The following is a 16,399-nucleotide window of genomic DNA, read 5'->3' on the forward strand; positions in this document are numbered from 1 at the left end:
CCCCTCACCCTAACCCTCTCCCCGGAGGGGCGAGGGGATTGCTCAGTGCTCGCATTAATTTGTGGGGAACCCTCAGCCCACCGGGAGAGGGTCGGGGTGAGGGCATCAGACCGCACCTTACAAAAAAACTACACCTGACCAACATACAGATAAATTGCCAGGAAGTGGCACACGCTGCCGCCCAGCACAAAGCCGTGCCAGATGGCATGGTTGTACGGGATACGCTTGCAGACGTAGAAAATCACGCCCAGCGAGTAGATCACTCCGCCCACCGCCAGAAGCGTCACGCCCCCCACCGCCAGCTTAATGGCTAACTGATACACCACAATCAGCGACAGCCAGCCCATTGTCAGATAGGTGACCAGCGACAATACTTTGAACCGGTGCGCGATGGTCAGCTTGAACAGGATCCCCAGCAGCGCCAGGCTCCAGATCACAATCATCAGGCCACGCGACAGCGGTGAGTTGAGCCCCACCAGCAAAAATGGCGTGTAAGTGCCTGCAATGAGAAGATAGATTGCGCAGTGGTCAAATTTCTTGAGCCATATCTTCGCCCGTTGATGCGGAATAGCGTGATACAGCGTTGAGGCAAGGAAAAGCAGGATCATACTCCCGCCATACAGGCTGTAGCTGGTAATGGCCATCGCGCTGGCGTTGGTATCTACCGCCTGCACCAGCAGCAATACTAAGCCGACAATCCCAAACACCAGGCCAATGCCATGGCTTATACTGTTGGCTACTTCCTCAGCCAGCGAATATCCCTGTGCGATTAATGGTCTGCTCACCATACTTAACTCCGGGAAAACAAAAGATGATTATTCATCGCCAGTCTATGCTAACTGAGAATGATTCCAGTGAACACCTGTTAGCTAAAATAAATCCATAATCAAGATTTATCCTTACAAATCAGTATAATGCAAAATAAATCCACCGCACAGGTGTAAATTATTTCATTAACACCTGAGTAATCAAGGAGATAAATCCGTCTCTCACCCTTCGTCATCATGGTATGCTTCAGGGATAGTGTCCGACAGCGAGTTTAGCCATTGTGAGTATGTTCAGCCATTCCGCCATTGCCAGCCTCAACAATCTGGAAATGATGGTCTACAACTATGTCATTAAGAACCGTGACAAAGTGATGTACATGACCATCCGCGAGCTGGCGGATGCGGCGGGAGTCTCTACCACTACTATCCTGCGCTTCTGCCGAAAGCTCAACTGCGAAGGCTACTCGGAATTTCGGGTGCGCTTTAAACTCTATCTGGAGCAGAACGAGCCCCAGCAGGCGAATTTTGGTGCCAGTGAAATTATCAGCTTCTTTAAAAGCGTAAATAACGAAGAGTTCGATGCGTTATTAGATAAAGCCGTCGATATTATTTTATCATCTGAACGAATTATTTTTGTTGGCGCAGGCACGTCCGGATCGCTGGCAAAATATGGCGCACGTTTCTTTTCAAATATCGGGAAATTCAGCAACCATATCGACGATCCTTATTTCCCGGTCACTAACGATATGGCTAAAAATGCACTGGCCATTGTACTTTCCGTCTCCGGAGAAACCGAGGAAATCCTGCGCTTCGCCAGCCAGTTCAGCCTGCATCGCTGCAAGGTGCTCTCTGTCACCAGCCACGAACATTCTCGTCTCGCGAAACTGGCGGACTTTAATCTCTCCTGGCATGTCCCCCAAACGCGCATAGGCGGCGTTTACGATATAACCACCCAAATTCCCGTCATCTATATTCTTGAATCATTAGGCCGGAAACTGGCGAAGAAATTAACAGAATAAAACATCCTGTTTTTTTGATGTGACAAATTACAATTCCCGCAAAATGTTATATCGTGACATTTATTTCCGCTTTGCTAGACTCGAAATCAATAAGTCCTGAATTGAGAATAGCAAAGATGAAAAAACTCACTTTACCGAAAGATTTTTTATGGGGCGGCGCGGTGGCGGCGCACCAGGTTGAAGGCGGCTGGAACAAAGGCGGCAAAGGGCCAAGCATTTGCGACGTGCTCACCGGCGGCGCACACGGCGTTCCGCGTGAAATCACGCAGGAAGTGATTGAAGGCAAATATTACCCGAACCACGAAGCCGTCGACTTTTACGGCCATTACAAAGAAGACATCAAGCTGTTTGCCGAGATGGGCTTCAAATGTTTCCGTACCTCTATCGCCTGGACGCGCATCTTCCCGAAAGGCGACGAAACTCAGCCAAACGAAGAGGGGCTGAAGTTTTACGACGACATGTTCGATGAACTGCTGAAGTACAACATCGAGCCGGTGATCACCCTCTCCCACTTTGAAATGCCGCTGCACCTCGTTCAGGAATACGGCGGATGGACCAACCGTAAAGTAGTCGATTTCTTTGTACGCTTCTCGGAAGTGGTATTTGAGCGCTACAAAAATAAGGTCAAATACTGGATGACCTTCAACGAAATCAACAACCAGCGCAACTGGCGTGCGCCGCTGTTCGGCTACTGCTGCTCTGGCGTGGTCTATACCGAGCATGACAACCCGGAAGAGACCATGTACCAGGTGCTGCACCACCAGTTCGTGGCCAGCGCGCTGGCGGTGAAAGCCGCCCGCCGCATTAACCCGGAGATGAAAGTCGGCTGCATGCTGGCGATGGTGGCGCTCTATCCGTACTCCTGCAAGCCAGAAGATGTCATGTTTGCTCAGGAATCCATGCGCGAGCGCTACGTCTTTACCGACGTACAGCTGCGCGGCTACTACCCGTCTTACGTGCTGAACGAGTGGGAACGCCGTGGCTTCTCCATCAAAATGGAAGCAGGCGACGAGCAGATCCTGCGTGAAGGCACCTGCGATTACTTAGGTTTCAGCTACTACATGACCAACGCGGTCAAAGCGGAAGGCGGCACCGGTGACGCCATTTCCGGCTTCGAGGGCAGCGTGCCGAACCCACACGTCAAGGCGTCCGACTGGGGCTGGCAGATTGACCCTGTGGGCCTGCGTTATTCGCTGTGTGAACTGTACGAGCGCTACCAGAAGCCACTGTTTATCGTGGAAAATGGTTTCGGCGCCTACGACAAGGTGGAAGAGGACGGCAGCATCAACGATGACTACCGCATCGACTACCTGCGCGCCCACGTGGAAGAGATGATGAAGGCCGTGACGTACGACGGCGTGGATCTGATGGGCTACACCCCGTGGGGCTGCATCGACTGCGTCTCCTTCACCACCGGCCAGTACAGCAAGCGCTACGGCTTTATCTACGTCAACAAGCACGACGACGGCACCGGTGACATGTCCCGCTCCCGTAAGAAGAGCTTTGAGTGGTATAAAACCGTCATTGCCAGCAACGGCGAAACGCTGTAATGGCTTGCCCTCTCTGCAAGCGGAGAGGGCAAACTGCTTATCTTCCAGACACTTCTTTACAGCTTTTGCGTTGCCAAAATATGTTCGCCCGATAATATAGGCATCCTGAATATTTGAGGCGAACATGATTAAGCGACAACGCAACGCTATCCTGCTTGTAGCCCTGGCCTGTCTGGTGGTGCTGATATGTACCGCCCAGCGGATGGCCGGGATGCACGCGCTTGTCATGAACGTCACCGCCACGAGCCAGTCTGTCCAGCAGGGGCAGGAGAGTGCCGACGCACCGGTAACCCCGTGTGAGCTAAGCGCCAAGTCGCTGATGTCGGTCCCGCCTGTTTTGTTTGAAGGCGCCCTGATTGCCGTCACCCTGCTGCTTGCGTTGCTGGCAGCCAGTCCACCGCGCCGCGAACGGCAGTGGCCTCCCCGCGTTATCTCCCCGCCCCGGTTAAGGGTGCATCTGCGATTATGCGTCTTCCGTGAATGAGCCTTCGCCTGTTACTTCAGGTTAATTCATCATTTACGGAGAAAATTTATGTTTACTGTATTCAGGCGACTGCTGGTCTGCCTGCTTTGGCTATGGCTGCCCCTCAGCCAGGCTGCCGACAGCGGCTGGCTGCGCGCCGCCGATAATCAGCACGCCAGCGTCAGGCTGCGTGCGCAACCTGAAAGCACTGGCGAAACCCGCCTGCTGCTGGACGTCGCCCTGCAAAAAGGCTGGAAAACCTACTGGCGCTCGCCGGGCGAAGGCGGCGTCGCACCCGCGATTAAATGGCATCAGCCCGTCGAGGCGATCTGGCGCTGGCCTGTGCCGCAGCGTTTCGACGTCGCGGGCATCACCACGCAGGGCTATCACGGCGATGTCAGCTTTCCCCTCACTCTGCGGGGCGACGTCCCGACGATCCTGAGCGGCGTGCTGACTCTCTCCACCTGTAGCAACGTCTGTATTCTTACCGACTACCCGTTTTCACTGAACATGACCGCATCCGCAGGCGCCAGTTTTGATTACGATTTCAGTCGGGCCATGGGCACCCTTCCGCTCAGCGGCGGGTTGACCTCAACGCTTAACGCCACCTATGCCCCCGGCAAGCTGACCGTAACGGCGCAGCGTGACGCAGGCTGGCAGGCGCCGTCGCTGTTTATCGACGGTATGGATGATGTTGATTTCGGCAAACCGGCCCTCACCATGCGCGGTGATTCGCTGGTCGCCACCGTGCCCGTGACGGACAGCTGGGGCGAGGCCGCGCCCAACCTCAGCGGCAAAACCCTGTCGCTGGTTCTGGCCGATAGCGGGCAGGCGCAGGAGTCCAGCCTGAGCATTCAGCCGGGGAACGCCGCGCCGACGCTCCCGTTAGGCTGGGTGCTGCTGATGGCGCTTGCTGGCGGTCTGATCCTTAACGTCATGCCCTGCGTACTGCCCGTGCTGGCCATGAAGCTGGGCACGCTGATGCAAACCGAACGGCAGGCGCGCGGTCAGGTACGCCGACAGTTTCTTGCATCGGTAGCCGGGATCGTGATCTCGTTCCTCGCACTGGCGCTGATGATGACGGTATTACGTTTAGGCAATCAGGCGCTCGGCTGGGGGATCCAGTTCCAGAACCCGTGGTTTATTGCCGCGATGGCGCTGGTAATGGTGCTCTTCAGCGCCAGCCTGCTGGGGTTGTTTGAAATCCGTCTCCCTTCCGGCGCCAGCACCTTCCTCGCCACGCGCGGCGGCAACGGGCTTGCGGGTCATTTCTGGCAAGGCGCGTTTGCCACGCTGCTGGCGACACCCTGCACCGCGCCGTTCCTGGGGACGGCGGTCTCGGTCGCGCTGGCGGCACCGCTTCCCCTGCTGTGGGGGATCTTCCTGGCGATGGGTATCGGCATGAGCCTGCCGTGGCTGCTGGTGGCGGCCTGGCCGGGGCTGGCCCAGCGGTTGCCGCGTCCGGGGCGCTGGATGAACGTTGTACGCGTAGTGCTGGGGATGATGATGCTCGGCTCATCGCTGTGGCTGCTGAGCCTGCTGACGGTGCACATTGGCAGCCTGCCGGTCATTACGCTGGGCGTGCTACTGATCCTTGCGCTGCTGCTGGTCACCGCCTGGCGCTACCGCTGGCAAACGGCACTGCGCGCCGGGGTATTAGCTGTACTGGTGGCCGGGGTAGTCGCGTTTGTTTCCGGCTCCGGCGGCGAGGGCTCCCGCCGCGATCGTATTCACTGGCAGCCGCTCAGCGAGCAGGCCATTGTCCGCGCGCTGGCGGAGAACAAACGGGTGTTCGTCGACGTGACCGCCGACTGGTGCGTGACCTGTAAAGCCAATAAATACAACGTGCTGCTGCGCGACGACGTGCAGGATGCGCTCTCCGCCCCGGACGTTGTCGCCCTGCGCGGCGACTGGAGTCGTCCCTCAGATACCATCAGCCAGTTTTTAACCACGCGCGGCAGCGCCGCCGTGCCGTTTAACCAGATCTACGGACCGGGATTACCGCAGGGCCACGTGCTGCCTGCGTTGTTAAGCCGCGAAGCGGTGCTGAGCACCCTGTCCGATGCAAAAGGAAAATAACATGAGAACCTTCGTTGCCTTACTTCTGCTGTCGTTATCAACGTTCGGTTTCGCCGCACCGTCAGATGACGCTTCCAATGACCAGCTGGCAAAACTGCTGTTTAACGACCCCAACAGCCCGCGAACCGGCGCGACATCGCCGAAGCTCACCATCGTCTCCTTCACAGACTACAACTGCCCGTATTGCAAGCAGTTCGACCCAATGCTGGAGAAAATCGTGCACGATAATCCCGACGTGCAGCTCATCATCAAACTGCTGCCGTTCAAGGGACAAAGCTCGGTAAATGCCGCGAAAGCGGCGCTCTCAACGTGGCAGCAGGCGCCGGATCAATTCTGGTCACTACACCAGCGGCTGATGATGAAAAAGGGCTATCACGATAACGCCAGCATCGCCGCCGCGCAGGTGAAGACCGGGACGGACAGCATTAAAACCGATGATAAAACCATGGACAGCGTAAAGATGAACCTGATCCTGGCGCAGGTGCTGAATATTCAGGGCACCCCGGCGACCATCATCGGTGACCAGATGGTGGCGGGCGCAATCCCGTATGACGATCTGGAGGGGCTGGTCAAAGAACAGCTGGCAAACGCCCGTGGCAAGTAAGCTTCCGCGCCTGCTGCGCGAGCTGGCCGTGTGGCTGCTGATTGGCGTAGCCGTGAGCCTGGCGGTGGACTATTTCCGCCAGCCCGCGCTGCCGCAGAATTTCTCCGCGACGGCACTGCACACCCTCGACGGTCAGCCCGTCGATCTTATCGCCATGAGTAAGGAGCGACCGCTGCTGGTCTACGTCTGGGCGACATGGTGCGGCGTCTGCCGCTACACCACGCCGTCGGTGGCGGCGATTGCCGCGGACGGGGGTAACGTGATGTCGGTTGCGCTGCGCTCGGGCGATAACGCGACGCTCGAAACATGGATGAGAAAGAAGAAGGCGATGATGCCCACGGTCAACGACGCCAGCGGAGAACTGGCGCGTCAGTGGGACGTTCAGGTGACGCCAACGCTTGTGGTGATCTCTCACGGTGAAGTGAAGTCGATCACCACCGGCTGGACCAGCGGCTGGGGAATGCGCCTGCGGCTGTGGCTGGCGTCGTAGCGTTACTTCCCGCCAGCCAGCTCCAGGAAGCTACCGGTGACATAGGAGGCTTTGTCGCTCAGCAGCCAGGTAATGGCCTGGGCGACCTCCTCCGGCTGACCGCCACGCTGCATCGGTAACAGCGACTTCACCCGATCCACACGCCCCGGCTCGCCGCCGGAGGCGTGAATATCGGTATAAATCAGGCCTGGCCGCACGCAGTTAACGCGAATGCCCTGCGCCGCCACCTCCAGCGCGAGGCCGGTGGTGAGGGAATCCACCGCCCCTTTGGAGGCAGCATAATCCACATACTCCCCCGGAGCGCCCAGTCGTGAGGCCGCCGAGGAGACATTCACAATCGCGCCACCCTTGCCGCCGTGTTTATGCGACATGCGTTTCACCGCCTCACGGCAGCAGAGAAAATAGCCAGTGACGTTGGTGGACAGCACGCGGTTAATACGTTCAGCGGAGAGGTTTTCGATGGAGGATTGTTCAAACAAAATCCCGGCGTTGTTCACCAGCGCGGCGAGCGGCTCACCTTCGCGATCGATGCTGTCGAACATCGCCATCACCTGCGATTCATCGCTGATATCCGCGCGCACGGCAAAGGCCTTACCGCCCGCGTCCACGATCTGATTAATAACCTCTGTCGCGGCTTTGATGTTGTGATGAAAATTCACCGCAACGGTGTAGCCTTCGCTTGCCAGCTGTAGCGCGGTGGCTTTACCAATACCCCGGCTGGCGCCGGTGACCAATGCAATTGCCATTCTGTTCTCCAAATAAAAAAGCCGGGTGGCGGCTTCGCCTTACCCGGCCTACGTTACTACAGGAACAACGTTACTGGTATTCGCTCATCGGCACGCAGGAGCAGAACAGGTTACGGTCGCCGTAAACATCATCAAGACGTTTCACGGTTGGCCAGTATTTGTTTGCTACACCTGCCGGGAAGACAGCCAGCTCGCGGGTATAACCGTGGTTCCACTCTGCCACCAGTTCGTTCTGGGTATGCGGCGCGTTAACCAGGGGGTTATCTTCCAGCGTCCATTCCCCGCCTTTCACGCGGTCGATTTCGCTGCGGATCGCCAGCATGGCGTCGATAAAGCGATCCAGCTCCACCTTGCTTTCAGACTCGGTCGGCTCAACCATCAGCGTACCCGCTACCGGGAACGACATGGTTGGCGCGTGGAAGCCGTAGTCGATCAGACGCTTGGCGATATCCAGCTCGCTGATGCCCGTCTCTTCTTTCAGAGGACGAATATCGAGGATGCATTCGTGCGCCACGCGACCATCGCGGCCGGTGTAGAGCACCGGATAGGCGTCTTTTAGACGTGTTGCGATGTAGTTGGCGTTGAGGATCGCCACCTGGCTGGCCTGCTTGAGCCCTTCCGCGCCCATCATGCGGATGTACATCCAGCTGATTGGCAGGATAGAGGCGCTGCCGAACGGTGCCGCGGAGACCGCGCCCTGACGGGTCAGCATGCCTTCAATCTGCACCACGCTATGGCCTGGCACAAACGGTGCCAGGTGCGCTTTGACGCCGATTGGGCCCATGCCCGGGCCGCCGCCGCCGTGCGGAATGCAGAACGTTTTATGCAGGTTGAGGTGCGACACGTCCGCGCCAATAAAGCCCGGAGAGGTAATGCCCACCTGGGCGTTCATGTTCGCACCGTCGAGGTAAACCTGGCCGCCGAACTGATGCACCACTTCACATACTTCACGGATCGTTTCTTCGTACACGCCGTGGGTGGACGGGTAGGTCACCATGATGCAGGAGAGTTTGTCGCCTGCCTGCTCGGCTTTCGCGCGCAGGTCGGCCAGATCGATGTTGCCGTTTTTGTCGCACGCCACGACCACCACTTCCATCCCTGCCATCTGGGCAGAGGCCGGGTTGGTGCCGTGGGCAGAGCTTGGGATCAGACAGATATCGCGGTGGCCTTCGTTGCGGCTTTCGTGATAGTGACGGATCGCCAGCAGACCGGCGTATTCACCCTGCGCACCGGAGTTCGGCTGCATGCAGAGCGCGTCGTACCCGGTCAGCTTCACCAGCCAGTCGGAGAGCTGGTTGATCATCATGTGATAACCTTCCGCCTGCTCAGCCGGGCAGAACGGGTGCAGCTCGGAGAATTCAGGCCAGGTGATTGGGATCATCTCAGCCGCGGCGTTCAGCTTCATGGTGCAGGAGCCCAGCGGGATCATCGCCTGGTTCAGCGCCAGATCTTTACGTTCCAGAGAGTGCATGTAACGCATCATCTCGGTTTCGCTGTGATAGCGGTTGAACACCGGGTGAGTCAGGATCGCGTCGTCGCGCAGCATGCTTTCCTGAATGGAGCGGCTGTCGAGCGCAACCTCTTTGTCGAGCGTATCAACGTCCAGACCCTGTGCGTCACCCAGCAATACGTTGAACAGGGTCAGGATATCGTCACGGGTGGTGCTTTCGTCCAGCGTAATACCGACTGCGTTGTGAATGTCGCTGCGCAGGTTGATTTGTGCTGCCTCGGCGCGCGCCAGCACGGCCGCTTTGTCTGCCACCTCGACGCACAGGGTGTCGAAGTAGTGCTCATGACGCAGTCTGAGACCTTTCTGTTGCAGACCGCAGGCCAGGATATCGGCCAGACGGTGGATGCGGCTGGCAATGCGTTTCAGACCTGCCGGACCGTGGAACACCGCGTATAAGCTGGCAATGTTAGCCAGCAGCACCTGCGAGGTACAGATGTTGGAGTTCGCTTTCTCGCGGCGGATATGCTGCTCGCGGGTCTGCATCGCCATGCGCAGCGCGGTGTTACCGGCGGCATCTTTCGATACGCCGATAATACGGCCTGGCATGGAACGTTTAAATTCATCTTTCGCGCCAAAGAACGCCGCGTGCGGGCCGCCGTAGCCCATCGGCACGCCGAAGCGTTGCGCTGAGCCGAAGACAATATCCGCGCCCTGTTTACCTGGCGCCGTCAGCAGCACCAGCGCCATAAAATCAGCGGCGACGCTAACAATAACCTTACGGGATTTGAGCTCGGCGATCAGCGCGCTGTAATCATGCACTTCCCCGGTGGTGCCCACCTGCTGTAACAGCACGCCGAAGACGTCCTGGTGATCCAGCACTTTGTCAGCGTCGTCGACAATCACCTCAAAGCCGAAGGTTTCCGCACGGGTGCGCACCACGTCCAGCGTCTGGGGATGCACGTCCGCCGCGACGAAGAAGCGGTTGGCGTTTTTCAGCTTGCTCACGCGCTTCGCCATCGCCATCGCTTCAGCGGCGGCAGTGGCTTCATCCAGCAGAGAGGCAGAGGCGATATCCATACCGGTCAGATCCAGCGTCACCTGCTGGAAGTTCAGCAGCGCTTCCAGACGGCCCTGGGAGACTTCTGGCTGATACGGGGTGTAAGCGGTGTACCAGCCCGGATTTTCCAGCATATTACGCAGGATCACCGGCGGTAATTGCACGTTGGTGTAGCCCATGCCGATATAAGACTTATAGCGCTTGTTAAGGCCGGCGATGGCCTTCAGCTCCGCCAGCGCGGCGAACTCCGTCGTGGACTCGCCTACCTGCGGCGGTGTGGCAAGCTGGATGTCTTTTGGCACGATCTGGCCGATCAGTGCGTTTAATGAATCCGCGCCAACTGTCTTCAGCATCTCCTGCTGTTGCTGAGCATCCGGCCCAATGTGACGTTCAATGAAGGCGCCACGGTTTTCAAGCTGGCTTAAAGTCTGTGTCATGAGCGATGGTTCCTGAAACGTGCAGTGAATCGTAATTATCTGTAACGCTGTTGCCCGGTGGCGCTAACGCTTACCGGGCCTACGTAGATCTGTAGGCCGGATAAGCGCAGCGCCATCCGGCACAACGTTATTCGTCTTCCAGTAGTGCTTCGTACGCGGTCGCATCCAGCAGCGCGGCAACCTGCGCTTCGTCGCTGGCTTTGATCTTAAAGATCCAGCCGCCTTCATAAGGCTCGCTGTTCACCAGCTCCGGGGAGTCGCTCAGCGCGTCGTTCACGGCAACAATTTCACCGCTCACCGGAGCGTAGATGTCAGAGGCCGCTTTAACGGATTCCGCCACCGCACAGTCGTCGCCTGCGCTCACGGTTGCGCCCACTTCCGGCAGATCAACAAACACCATGTCGCCCAGCAGTTCCTGCGCGTGCTCGGTGATCCCAACGGTGTAAGTGCCGTCCGCCTCTTTGCGCAGCCACTCGTGTTCTTTGCTGTATTTCAGTTCTGCTGGCACATTGCTCATTGAAGTTCTCCTGATAAAAATAGTTAGGCGACCGGCTTACCGGCGCGAACAAAAATCGGTTTGGTCACGTTGACCGGCATTTCGCGGTTGCGGATCTGCACCACCGCCGTTTCGCCAATCCCCGCTGGCACGCGTGCCAGTGCAATACTGTAGCCGAGCGTCGGGGAGAACGTTCCGCTGGTGATCACGCCTTCGCGATGATTGCCATCGGTATCGGTGAAGCGCACCGGCAGCTCGCCGCGCAGAACGCCTTTTTCTTTCATCACCAGGCCAACCAGCTGTTCAGTGCCCTTCTCGCGCTGCATCTCCAGCGCTTCACGGCCAATAAAATCACGGTCAGCCGGTTCCCACGCGATGGTCCAGCCCATGTTGGCTGCCAGCGGTGAGACGCCTTCGTCCATCTCCTGACCGTAGAGGTTCATCCCCGCTTCCAGACGCAGCGTATCGCGCGCGCCCAGGCCCGCAGGCTTCACACCCGCCTCCACCAGCGCACGCCAGAAATCGGCGGCCTTTTCGTTTGGCATTGCAATTTCGTAGCCCGCTTCACCGGTGTAGCCGGTGGTGGCGATAAACAGATCCCCCGCCTGCACGCCGAAGAACGGCTTCATGCCTTCGGTTGCTTTGCGCTGCTCGTCGCTGAACAGAGACGCGGCTTTCGCCTGGGCGTTTGGCCCCTGCACCGCAATCAGCGACAGATCGTCACGAACGGTGATGTCGATGGCGTAAGGTTCAGCGTGTTGGGAAATCCAGGAGAGGTCTTTTTCGCGGGTGGCGGAGTTTACAACGAGGCGGAAGAAATCTTCGGTGAAGTAGTAGACGATGAGGTCGTCAATCACGCCGCCAGAGGCATTGAGCATGCCGGTATAGAGCGCTTTGCCCGGCGTTTTTAGTTTGGCGACGTCGTTTGCCAACAGATAACGCAAAAACTCCCGGGTGCGGCTTCCGCGCAGGTCGACAATCGTCATATGAGACACGTCGAACATACCGGCATCGGTGCGCACCGCGTGGTGCTCATCAATCTGCGAGCCGTAGTGCAGCGGCATCATCCAGCCGTGGAAGTCCACCATGCGGGCGCCGCATAACACGTGCTGTTCGTACAAAGGAGTCTGTTGAGCCATCTTTTCCTCGTTGAAAAATTCACCGTGAAACCCGGTGTCGACCTCGCGATCGGGGGCCGACGCAAACGTTCTCTTTTACCTGAACTTACCACCGAAACCGGCGGTTAACCATAAGGTAAAACGGGTCATCACATTAGCTTATGACCAAAAATCGCTGAAAAGCCTACAGAGTTATTCACTGGTAAAATGCGATTAAACCCGCATAAAATTAACATCGAGCTAACAGGATTTAGCAGATGGTGATATTTCGTGCGGAAAAACGGGCCGAATTTCCGTAACATAAAAAGAGTAAGATTAGATTTTCTAATGCGAAAAATGACGTGAAATTAGATTATTTCAAACGAGGAGATTTCCCCGGCGCGAAGGCCGGGAAAATAAAGTGTGACGGGGATCGAGATTAACGTAACCAGTCGGGAAGATCGTTAAGGCCCATTGCCTGACGAAGAAGCTGCGGTTTGACGCCGGGAAGGGTGTCGGCCAGTTTGAGGCCGATATCGCGCAGCAGTTTTTTCGCCGGGTTCGCTCCGGCAAATAGCTCGCGGAAGCCCTGCATACCCGCCAGCATCATCGCCGCACTGTGTTTGCGGCTGCGCTCGTAGCGACGCAGATACAGATGCTGACCAATATCTTTGCCTTCACGATGCAGACGACGCAGCTCTTCAACCAGCTCGGCCGCGTCCATAAAGCCGAGGTTCACCCCCTGCCCGGCCAGCGGATGAATCGTATGCGCCGCATCCCCCACCAACGCCAGACGGTGCGCCGCAAACTGACGCGCGTAGCGACCAGTTAACGGAAACGCCTGGCGTTCGCTTTCAAGCGTGCACAGGCCCAGACGGTTATCAAACGCCACGCATAGCGCCTGATTAAAGGCGTCCGGCGTCGCCTCCTGCATCTGCTGCGCTTTCTCCGGCTCTAAAGACCAGACGATGGAGCAGAGATGCGGATCAGCAAGCGGCAGGAAGGCCAGAATGCCATCATTGTGGAAAATCTGGCGCGCCACGCCGCCATGCGGCTCTTCGGTGCGGATTGTGGCAACCAGGGCGTGATGACGGTAATCCCAGAAGGTCAGCGGAATATCCGCTTTGTTACGCAGCCAGGAATTGGCGCCGTCGGCACCCACTACCAGCCGCGCGGTCAGCATGTCGCCGCTTTCAAGAGTGATAAACGCGTCGTTTTCGCCCCACGCCACCTGCTGAAGTTTCGCCGGTGCGATCAGCGTGACGTCGCTGCACTGCTGCGCTTTTTGCCACAGCGCGTGGTGGATCACCGCGTTTTCAACGATGTGCCCAAGGTGGCTGTAGCCCATGCTTTCATCGTCAAACGCGATATGGCCGAAGCTGTCTTTATCCCACACTTCCATGCCATGGTAACAGCTGGCACGCAGCGCCACGATTTCAGACCAGACGCCAAGGTGCGTCAGTAGCTTTTCGCTGGCGGCATTGATCGCCGAGACGCGCAGCTCCGGCGGTGCATCCTGCGCCACGGGCTGCGGCGCATTTTGCTCAAGCACCGCCACGCGCAGGCCGCTGCCCTGTAAACCACAGGCCAGCGCCAGTCCTACCATTCCGCCGCCGACAATGGCGACATCAACATTTTGCACGGTGATTACTCCTTAACGCGCGACCCAACCCAGGGTCCGCTGCGCCAGCACGTCACGTGCCGGAATGAACAGTTCCATCGCCATCAGCCCAAGGTTGCGACCCGCAACCAGCGGTGCCCAGCGATTGGCAAACAGGTGGACTAAACCGTCGGTAACGCCAATGGTCGCCGCTTTGTCCGCCTGACGTCGTTTCTGGTAATGGCTCAGCACTGAGTATGCGCCACAATCCTGTTGTTCGCTCCACGTCTGCGCCAGTAGCTCAGCCAGGCTCATCACGTCGCGCAGGCCAAGGTTAAAGCCTTGCCCGGCGATGGGGTGCAGCGTCTGCGCGGCGTTGCCGACCAGGGCGACGCGATGGGAGACAGTCTGCGATGCGGTCGTCAGCGCGAGCGGATAGGCCACGCGTTTTCCGGCCTGGGTGATACGCCCAAGCCGCCAGCCGAAGGCTTTCTGCAGCTCGGAACTAAAACGTTCGTCGGACCAGGAGAGAACCTCATCGGCCCGGTCCTGCGCATGGCACCACACCAGCGAGCAGCGCCCGTTCGACATCGGCAGCATGGCCAGCGGGCCGTGCTCCGTGAAGCGCTCAAATGCCCTGCCGTTATGCGCGCCAGCCGTAGAGACGTTAGCGATGACCGCCACCTGCCCATAGGGTTCAGAGCGCAATTCGACGCCGCACTGCGTGGCGATCGCGGAGCGTGAACCATCCGCCGCCACCAGCAGTTCCCCCTCCAGCGTGGTGCCGTTGTCCAGCGTCACGCTGACGGCTTCGTCACGGCGGCTAAAGCTGGCGACGCGCGCCGGACAGTGCAGCGTGACGCCAGGCGCGTCCTGTAAAAGACGGAACAGCCGCAGCCCTACGTCATGCAGCTCGACAACCTGCCCCAGCGCCTCGATCCGGTAATCGTGGGCATCCAGCGTCACAAACCCGGCGTGCCCGCGATCGCTGACGTGAACGGTGCCGATCGCCGTCGCGCAATCCGCTATCGCCTGCCAGATCCCAATACGCGCAAGCTGCTGACAGGTTCCCTGCGCCAGCGCGATAGCGCGGGCGTCGAAACCGGGATGATCGGCCGCCTGCGGCGCGACCGCCTCAACCAGATGCACCGGAAGCTGGCCCTGGGTTAACTGCGAAATAGCCAACGCCAGAGTAGCGCCGGTCATGCCTCCGCCAACAATGATCACGCTCATCCGCGTGCCGCCGCCATCAGCGCCTCGATGTCGTCGGCTTTTTTCACCACGGTCGCGGTCAGGTTTTCGTTACCGGTTTCGGTGATGACGATGTCATCTTCAATACGAATACCGATCCCGCGGTACTGTTCCGGCACGTCGGCATCCGGCGCGATATACAGCCCCGGCTCAACGGTCAGCACCATGCCAGGCTCCAGCACGCGCGAACGTTCCGGACCGTATGCCCCCACGTCATGCACATCCAGCCCCAGCCAGTGGCTCAGGCCATGCATAAAGTACGGACGATGGGCGTTTTCGGTTATAAGGGTGTCCACATCGCCTTTCAGAATGCCGAGCTTCACCAGCCCGGTAATCATGATGCGCACCACCTCGCCCGTAACCTCCTGGATGGAGGTGCCAGGGCGGAACAGCGTCAGCGCGGTCTCCAGAGACTCAAGCACGATGTCATAGATTTCACGCTGCGCTGGGGTGAATTTACCGTTCACCGGGAAGGTACGGGTGATGTCGCCCGCGTAACCCTGATATTCACAGCCGGCGTCAATCAGCACCAGATCGCCGTCGCGCAGTTCACTTTCGTTTTCGGTGTAGTGCAGAATGCAGCCGTTTTTCCCGCCGCCTACGATGGTGTTATAGGACGGGAAGCGCGCGCCGTGACGGTTAAATTCATGGTGAATTTCCCCTTCAAGCTGGTACTCGAACATACCGGGACGGCACTTTTCCATGGCGCGGGTATGCGCCAGGGCGCTGATTTCGCCCGCGCGGCGCATCACGTTCAGCTCTTCTTCAGACTTAAACAGGCGCATCTCATGCACCACCGGTCGCCAGTCTGTCAGGGTTGCGGGTGCAGACAAATTCTGACGTGAGCCTTTACGCAGCTTATCCAGCGCAGTGAAAACAATCTCATCCGCATAGGCGTATTCACCCTGCGCGTGGTACAGCACGTCCAGGCCGTTGAGCAGTTGATAGAGCTGCTGGTTGATTTCGCTGTAGGCCAGCGCGCGGTCCACGCCCAGTTTTTCCGGCGCCGCCTCCTGACCTAAGCGGCGGCCAAACCAGATTTCCGCGGTCAGATCGCGCACGCGGTTGAAAATCACGCTGTGGTTGTGGGTGTCATTGCTTTTAATCAGCACCAGTACCGCTTCCGGCTCGTTAAACCCGGTGAAGTACCAGAAATCGCTGCTCTGGCGATAGGGGTATTCGCTGTCGGCGCTGCGCGTCACTTCCGGCGCGGCGAAAATCAGGGCAGCGCTTCCCGGCTGCATTTTTGCCAGCAGCGCCTGACGACGGCGAGAATACTCTTGACTGGAGATA

General features: G+C 58.3%; 14 protein-coding genes. 6 read left to right on the top strand and 8 right to left on the bottom strand.

Annotated elements, in window-relative coordinates; translation table 11 throughout:
- Positions 1–128 precede the first annotated feature (128 nt).
- Complete coding sequence (locus tag INF86_RS09050) at positions 129–788, bottom strand: hemolysin III family protein (protein WP_022649307.1); 660 nt, start codon at positions 786–788, stop codon at positions 129–131.
- Positions 789–1,054: 266 nt separating this feature from the next.
- Here INF86_RS09050 and INF86_RS09055 point away from each other — a divergent pair, with 266 nt between their 5' ends.
- From INF86_RS09055 to INF86_RS09080, 6 genes are all read left to right on the top strand, one after another.
- Complete coding sequence (locus tag INF86_RS09055; RefSeq protein ID WP_022649308.1) at positions 1,055–1,786, top strand: MurR/RpiR family transcriptional regulator; 732 nt, start codon at positions 1,055–1,057, stop codon at positions 1,784–1,786.
- A 116-nt stretch (positions 1,787–1,902) separates the two neighbouring features.
- On the top strand, positions 1,903–3,336 hold the full coding sequence (gene bglA, locus INF86_RS09060) for a 6-phospho-beta-glucosidase BglA (RefSeq protein ID WP_023306887.1): 1,434 nt from the start codon (positions 1,903–1,905) through the stop codon (positions 3,334–3,336).
- 124 nt (positions 3,337–3,460) lie between these two features.
- The gene (locus INF86_RS09065) at positions 3,461–3,820 is read left to right on the top strand and encodes a hypothetical protein (RefSeq protein WP_022649310.1); all 360 of its coding nucleotides are present in this window, start codon (positions 3,461–3,463) and stop codon (positions 3,818–3,820) included.
- 48 nt (positions 3,821–3,868) lie between these two features.
- Positions 3,869–5,878 carry a protein-disulfide reductase DsbD gene (locus tag INF86_RS09070; RefSeq protein WP_193543443.1) on the top strand — a complete coding sequence of 670 codons (2,010 nt, stop codon included), beginning with the start codon at positions 3,869–3,871 and terminating at the stop codon, positions 5,876–5,878.
- Between the two features lies 1 nt (position 5,879).
- Positions 5,880–6,482: a DsbA family protein gene (locus INF86_RS09075; RefSeq protein WP_193543444.1), complete on the top strand. Its 603-nt coding sequence runs from the start codon at positions 5,880–5,882 to the stop codon at positions 6,480–6,482.
- A complete protein-coding gene (locus INF86_RS09080) occupies positions 6,472–6,972 on the top strand; it encodes a protein disulfide oxidoreductase (protein WP_032626112.1) in 501 nt (166 codons plus the stop codon). Before INF86_RS09075 ends, INF86_RS09080 begins: the two co-directional genes overlap by 11 nt.
- Before the next feature lie 2 nt (positions 6,973–6,974).
- On the opposite strand, the gene INF86_RS09085 is transcribed toward INF86_RS09080, so the two are convergent.
- From INF86_RS09085 to pepP, 7 genes are all read right to left on the bottom strand, one after another.
- Positions 6,975–7,718, bottom strand: a complete 744-nt coding sequence (locus tag INF86_RS09085; protein ID WP_022649314.1) for an SDR family oxidoreductase — start codon at positions 7,716–7,718, stop codon at positions 6,975–6,977.
- A gap of 70 nt (positions 7,719–7,788) precedes the next feature.
- A complete protein-coding gene (gcvP, locus tag INF86_RS09090; RefSeq protein ID WP_045308801.1) occupies positions 7,789–10,662 on the bottom strand; it encodes an aminomethyl-transferring glycine dehydrogenase in 2,874 nt (957 codons plus the stop codon).
- Positions 10,663–10,789: 127 nt separating this feature from the next.
- Positions 10,790–11,179, bottom strand: a complete 390-nt coding sequence (gene gcvH / locus INF86_RS09095) for a glycine cleavage system protein GcvH (RefSeq protein WP_006811885.1) — start codon at positions 11,177–11,179, stop codon at positions 10,790–10,792.
- 23 nt (positions 11,180–11,202) lie between these two features.
- Positions 11,203–12,297 (bottom strand): glycine cleavage system aminomethyltransferase GcvT, encoded by a 1,095-nt coding sequence (gene gcvT, locus INF86_RS09100; protein WP_193543445.1) that lies wholly within the window; start codon positions 12,295–12,297, stop codon positions 11,203–11,205.
- 397 nt (positions 12,298–12,694) lie between these two features.
- Positions 12,695–13,897, bottom strand: a complete 1,203-nt coding sequence (ubiI, locus tag INF86_RS09105) for an FAD-dependent 2-octaprenylphenol hydroxylase (RefSeq protein ID WP_022649317.1) — start codon at positions 13,895–13,897, stop codon at positions 12,695–12,697.
- Positions 13,898–13,909: 12 nt separating this feature from the next.
- A complete protein-coding gene (gene ubiH / locus INF86_RS09110) occupies positions 13,910–15,088 on the bottom strand; it encodes a 2-octaprenyl-6-methoxyphenyl hydroxylase (RefSeq protein ID WP_023306892.1) in 1,179 nt (392 codons plus the stop codon).
- The gene (gene pepP / locus INF86_RS09115; RefSeq protein WP_154051600.1) at positions 15,085–16,398 is read right to left on the bottom strand and encodes a Xaa-Pro aminopeptidase; all 1,314 of its coding nucleotides are present in this window, start codon (positions 16,396–16,398) and stop codon (positions 15,085–15,087) included. The genes ubiH and pepP overlap by 4 nt, the downstream gene beginning before the upstream one ends.
- Position 16,399 lies beyond the last annotated feature (1 nt).

The sequence above is a fragment of the Enterobacter cloacae complex sp. I1M genome, from assembly GCF_014982425.1.
In the GTDB taxonomy this organism is placed as follows: domain Bacteria; phylum Pseudomonadota; class Gammaproteobacteria; order Enterobacterales; family Enterobacteriaceae; genus Enterobacter; species Enterobacter intestinihominis.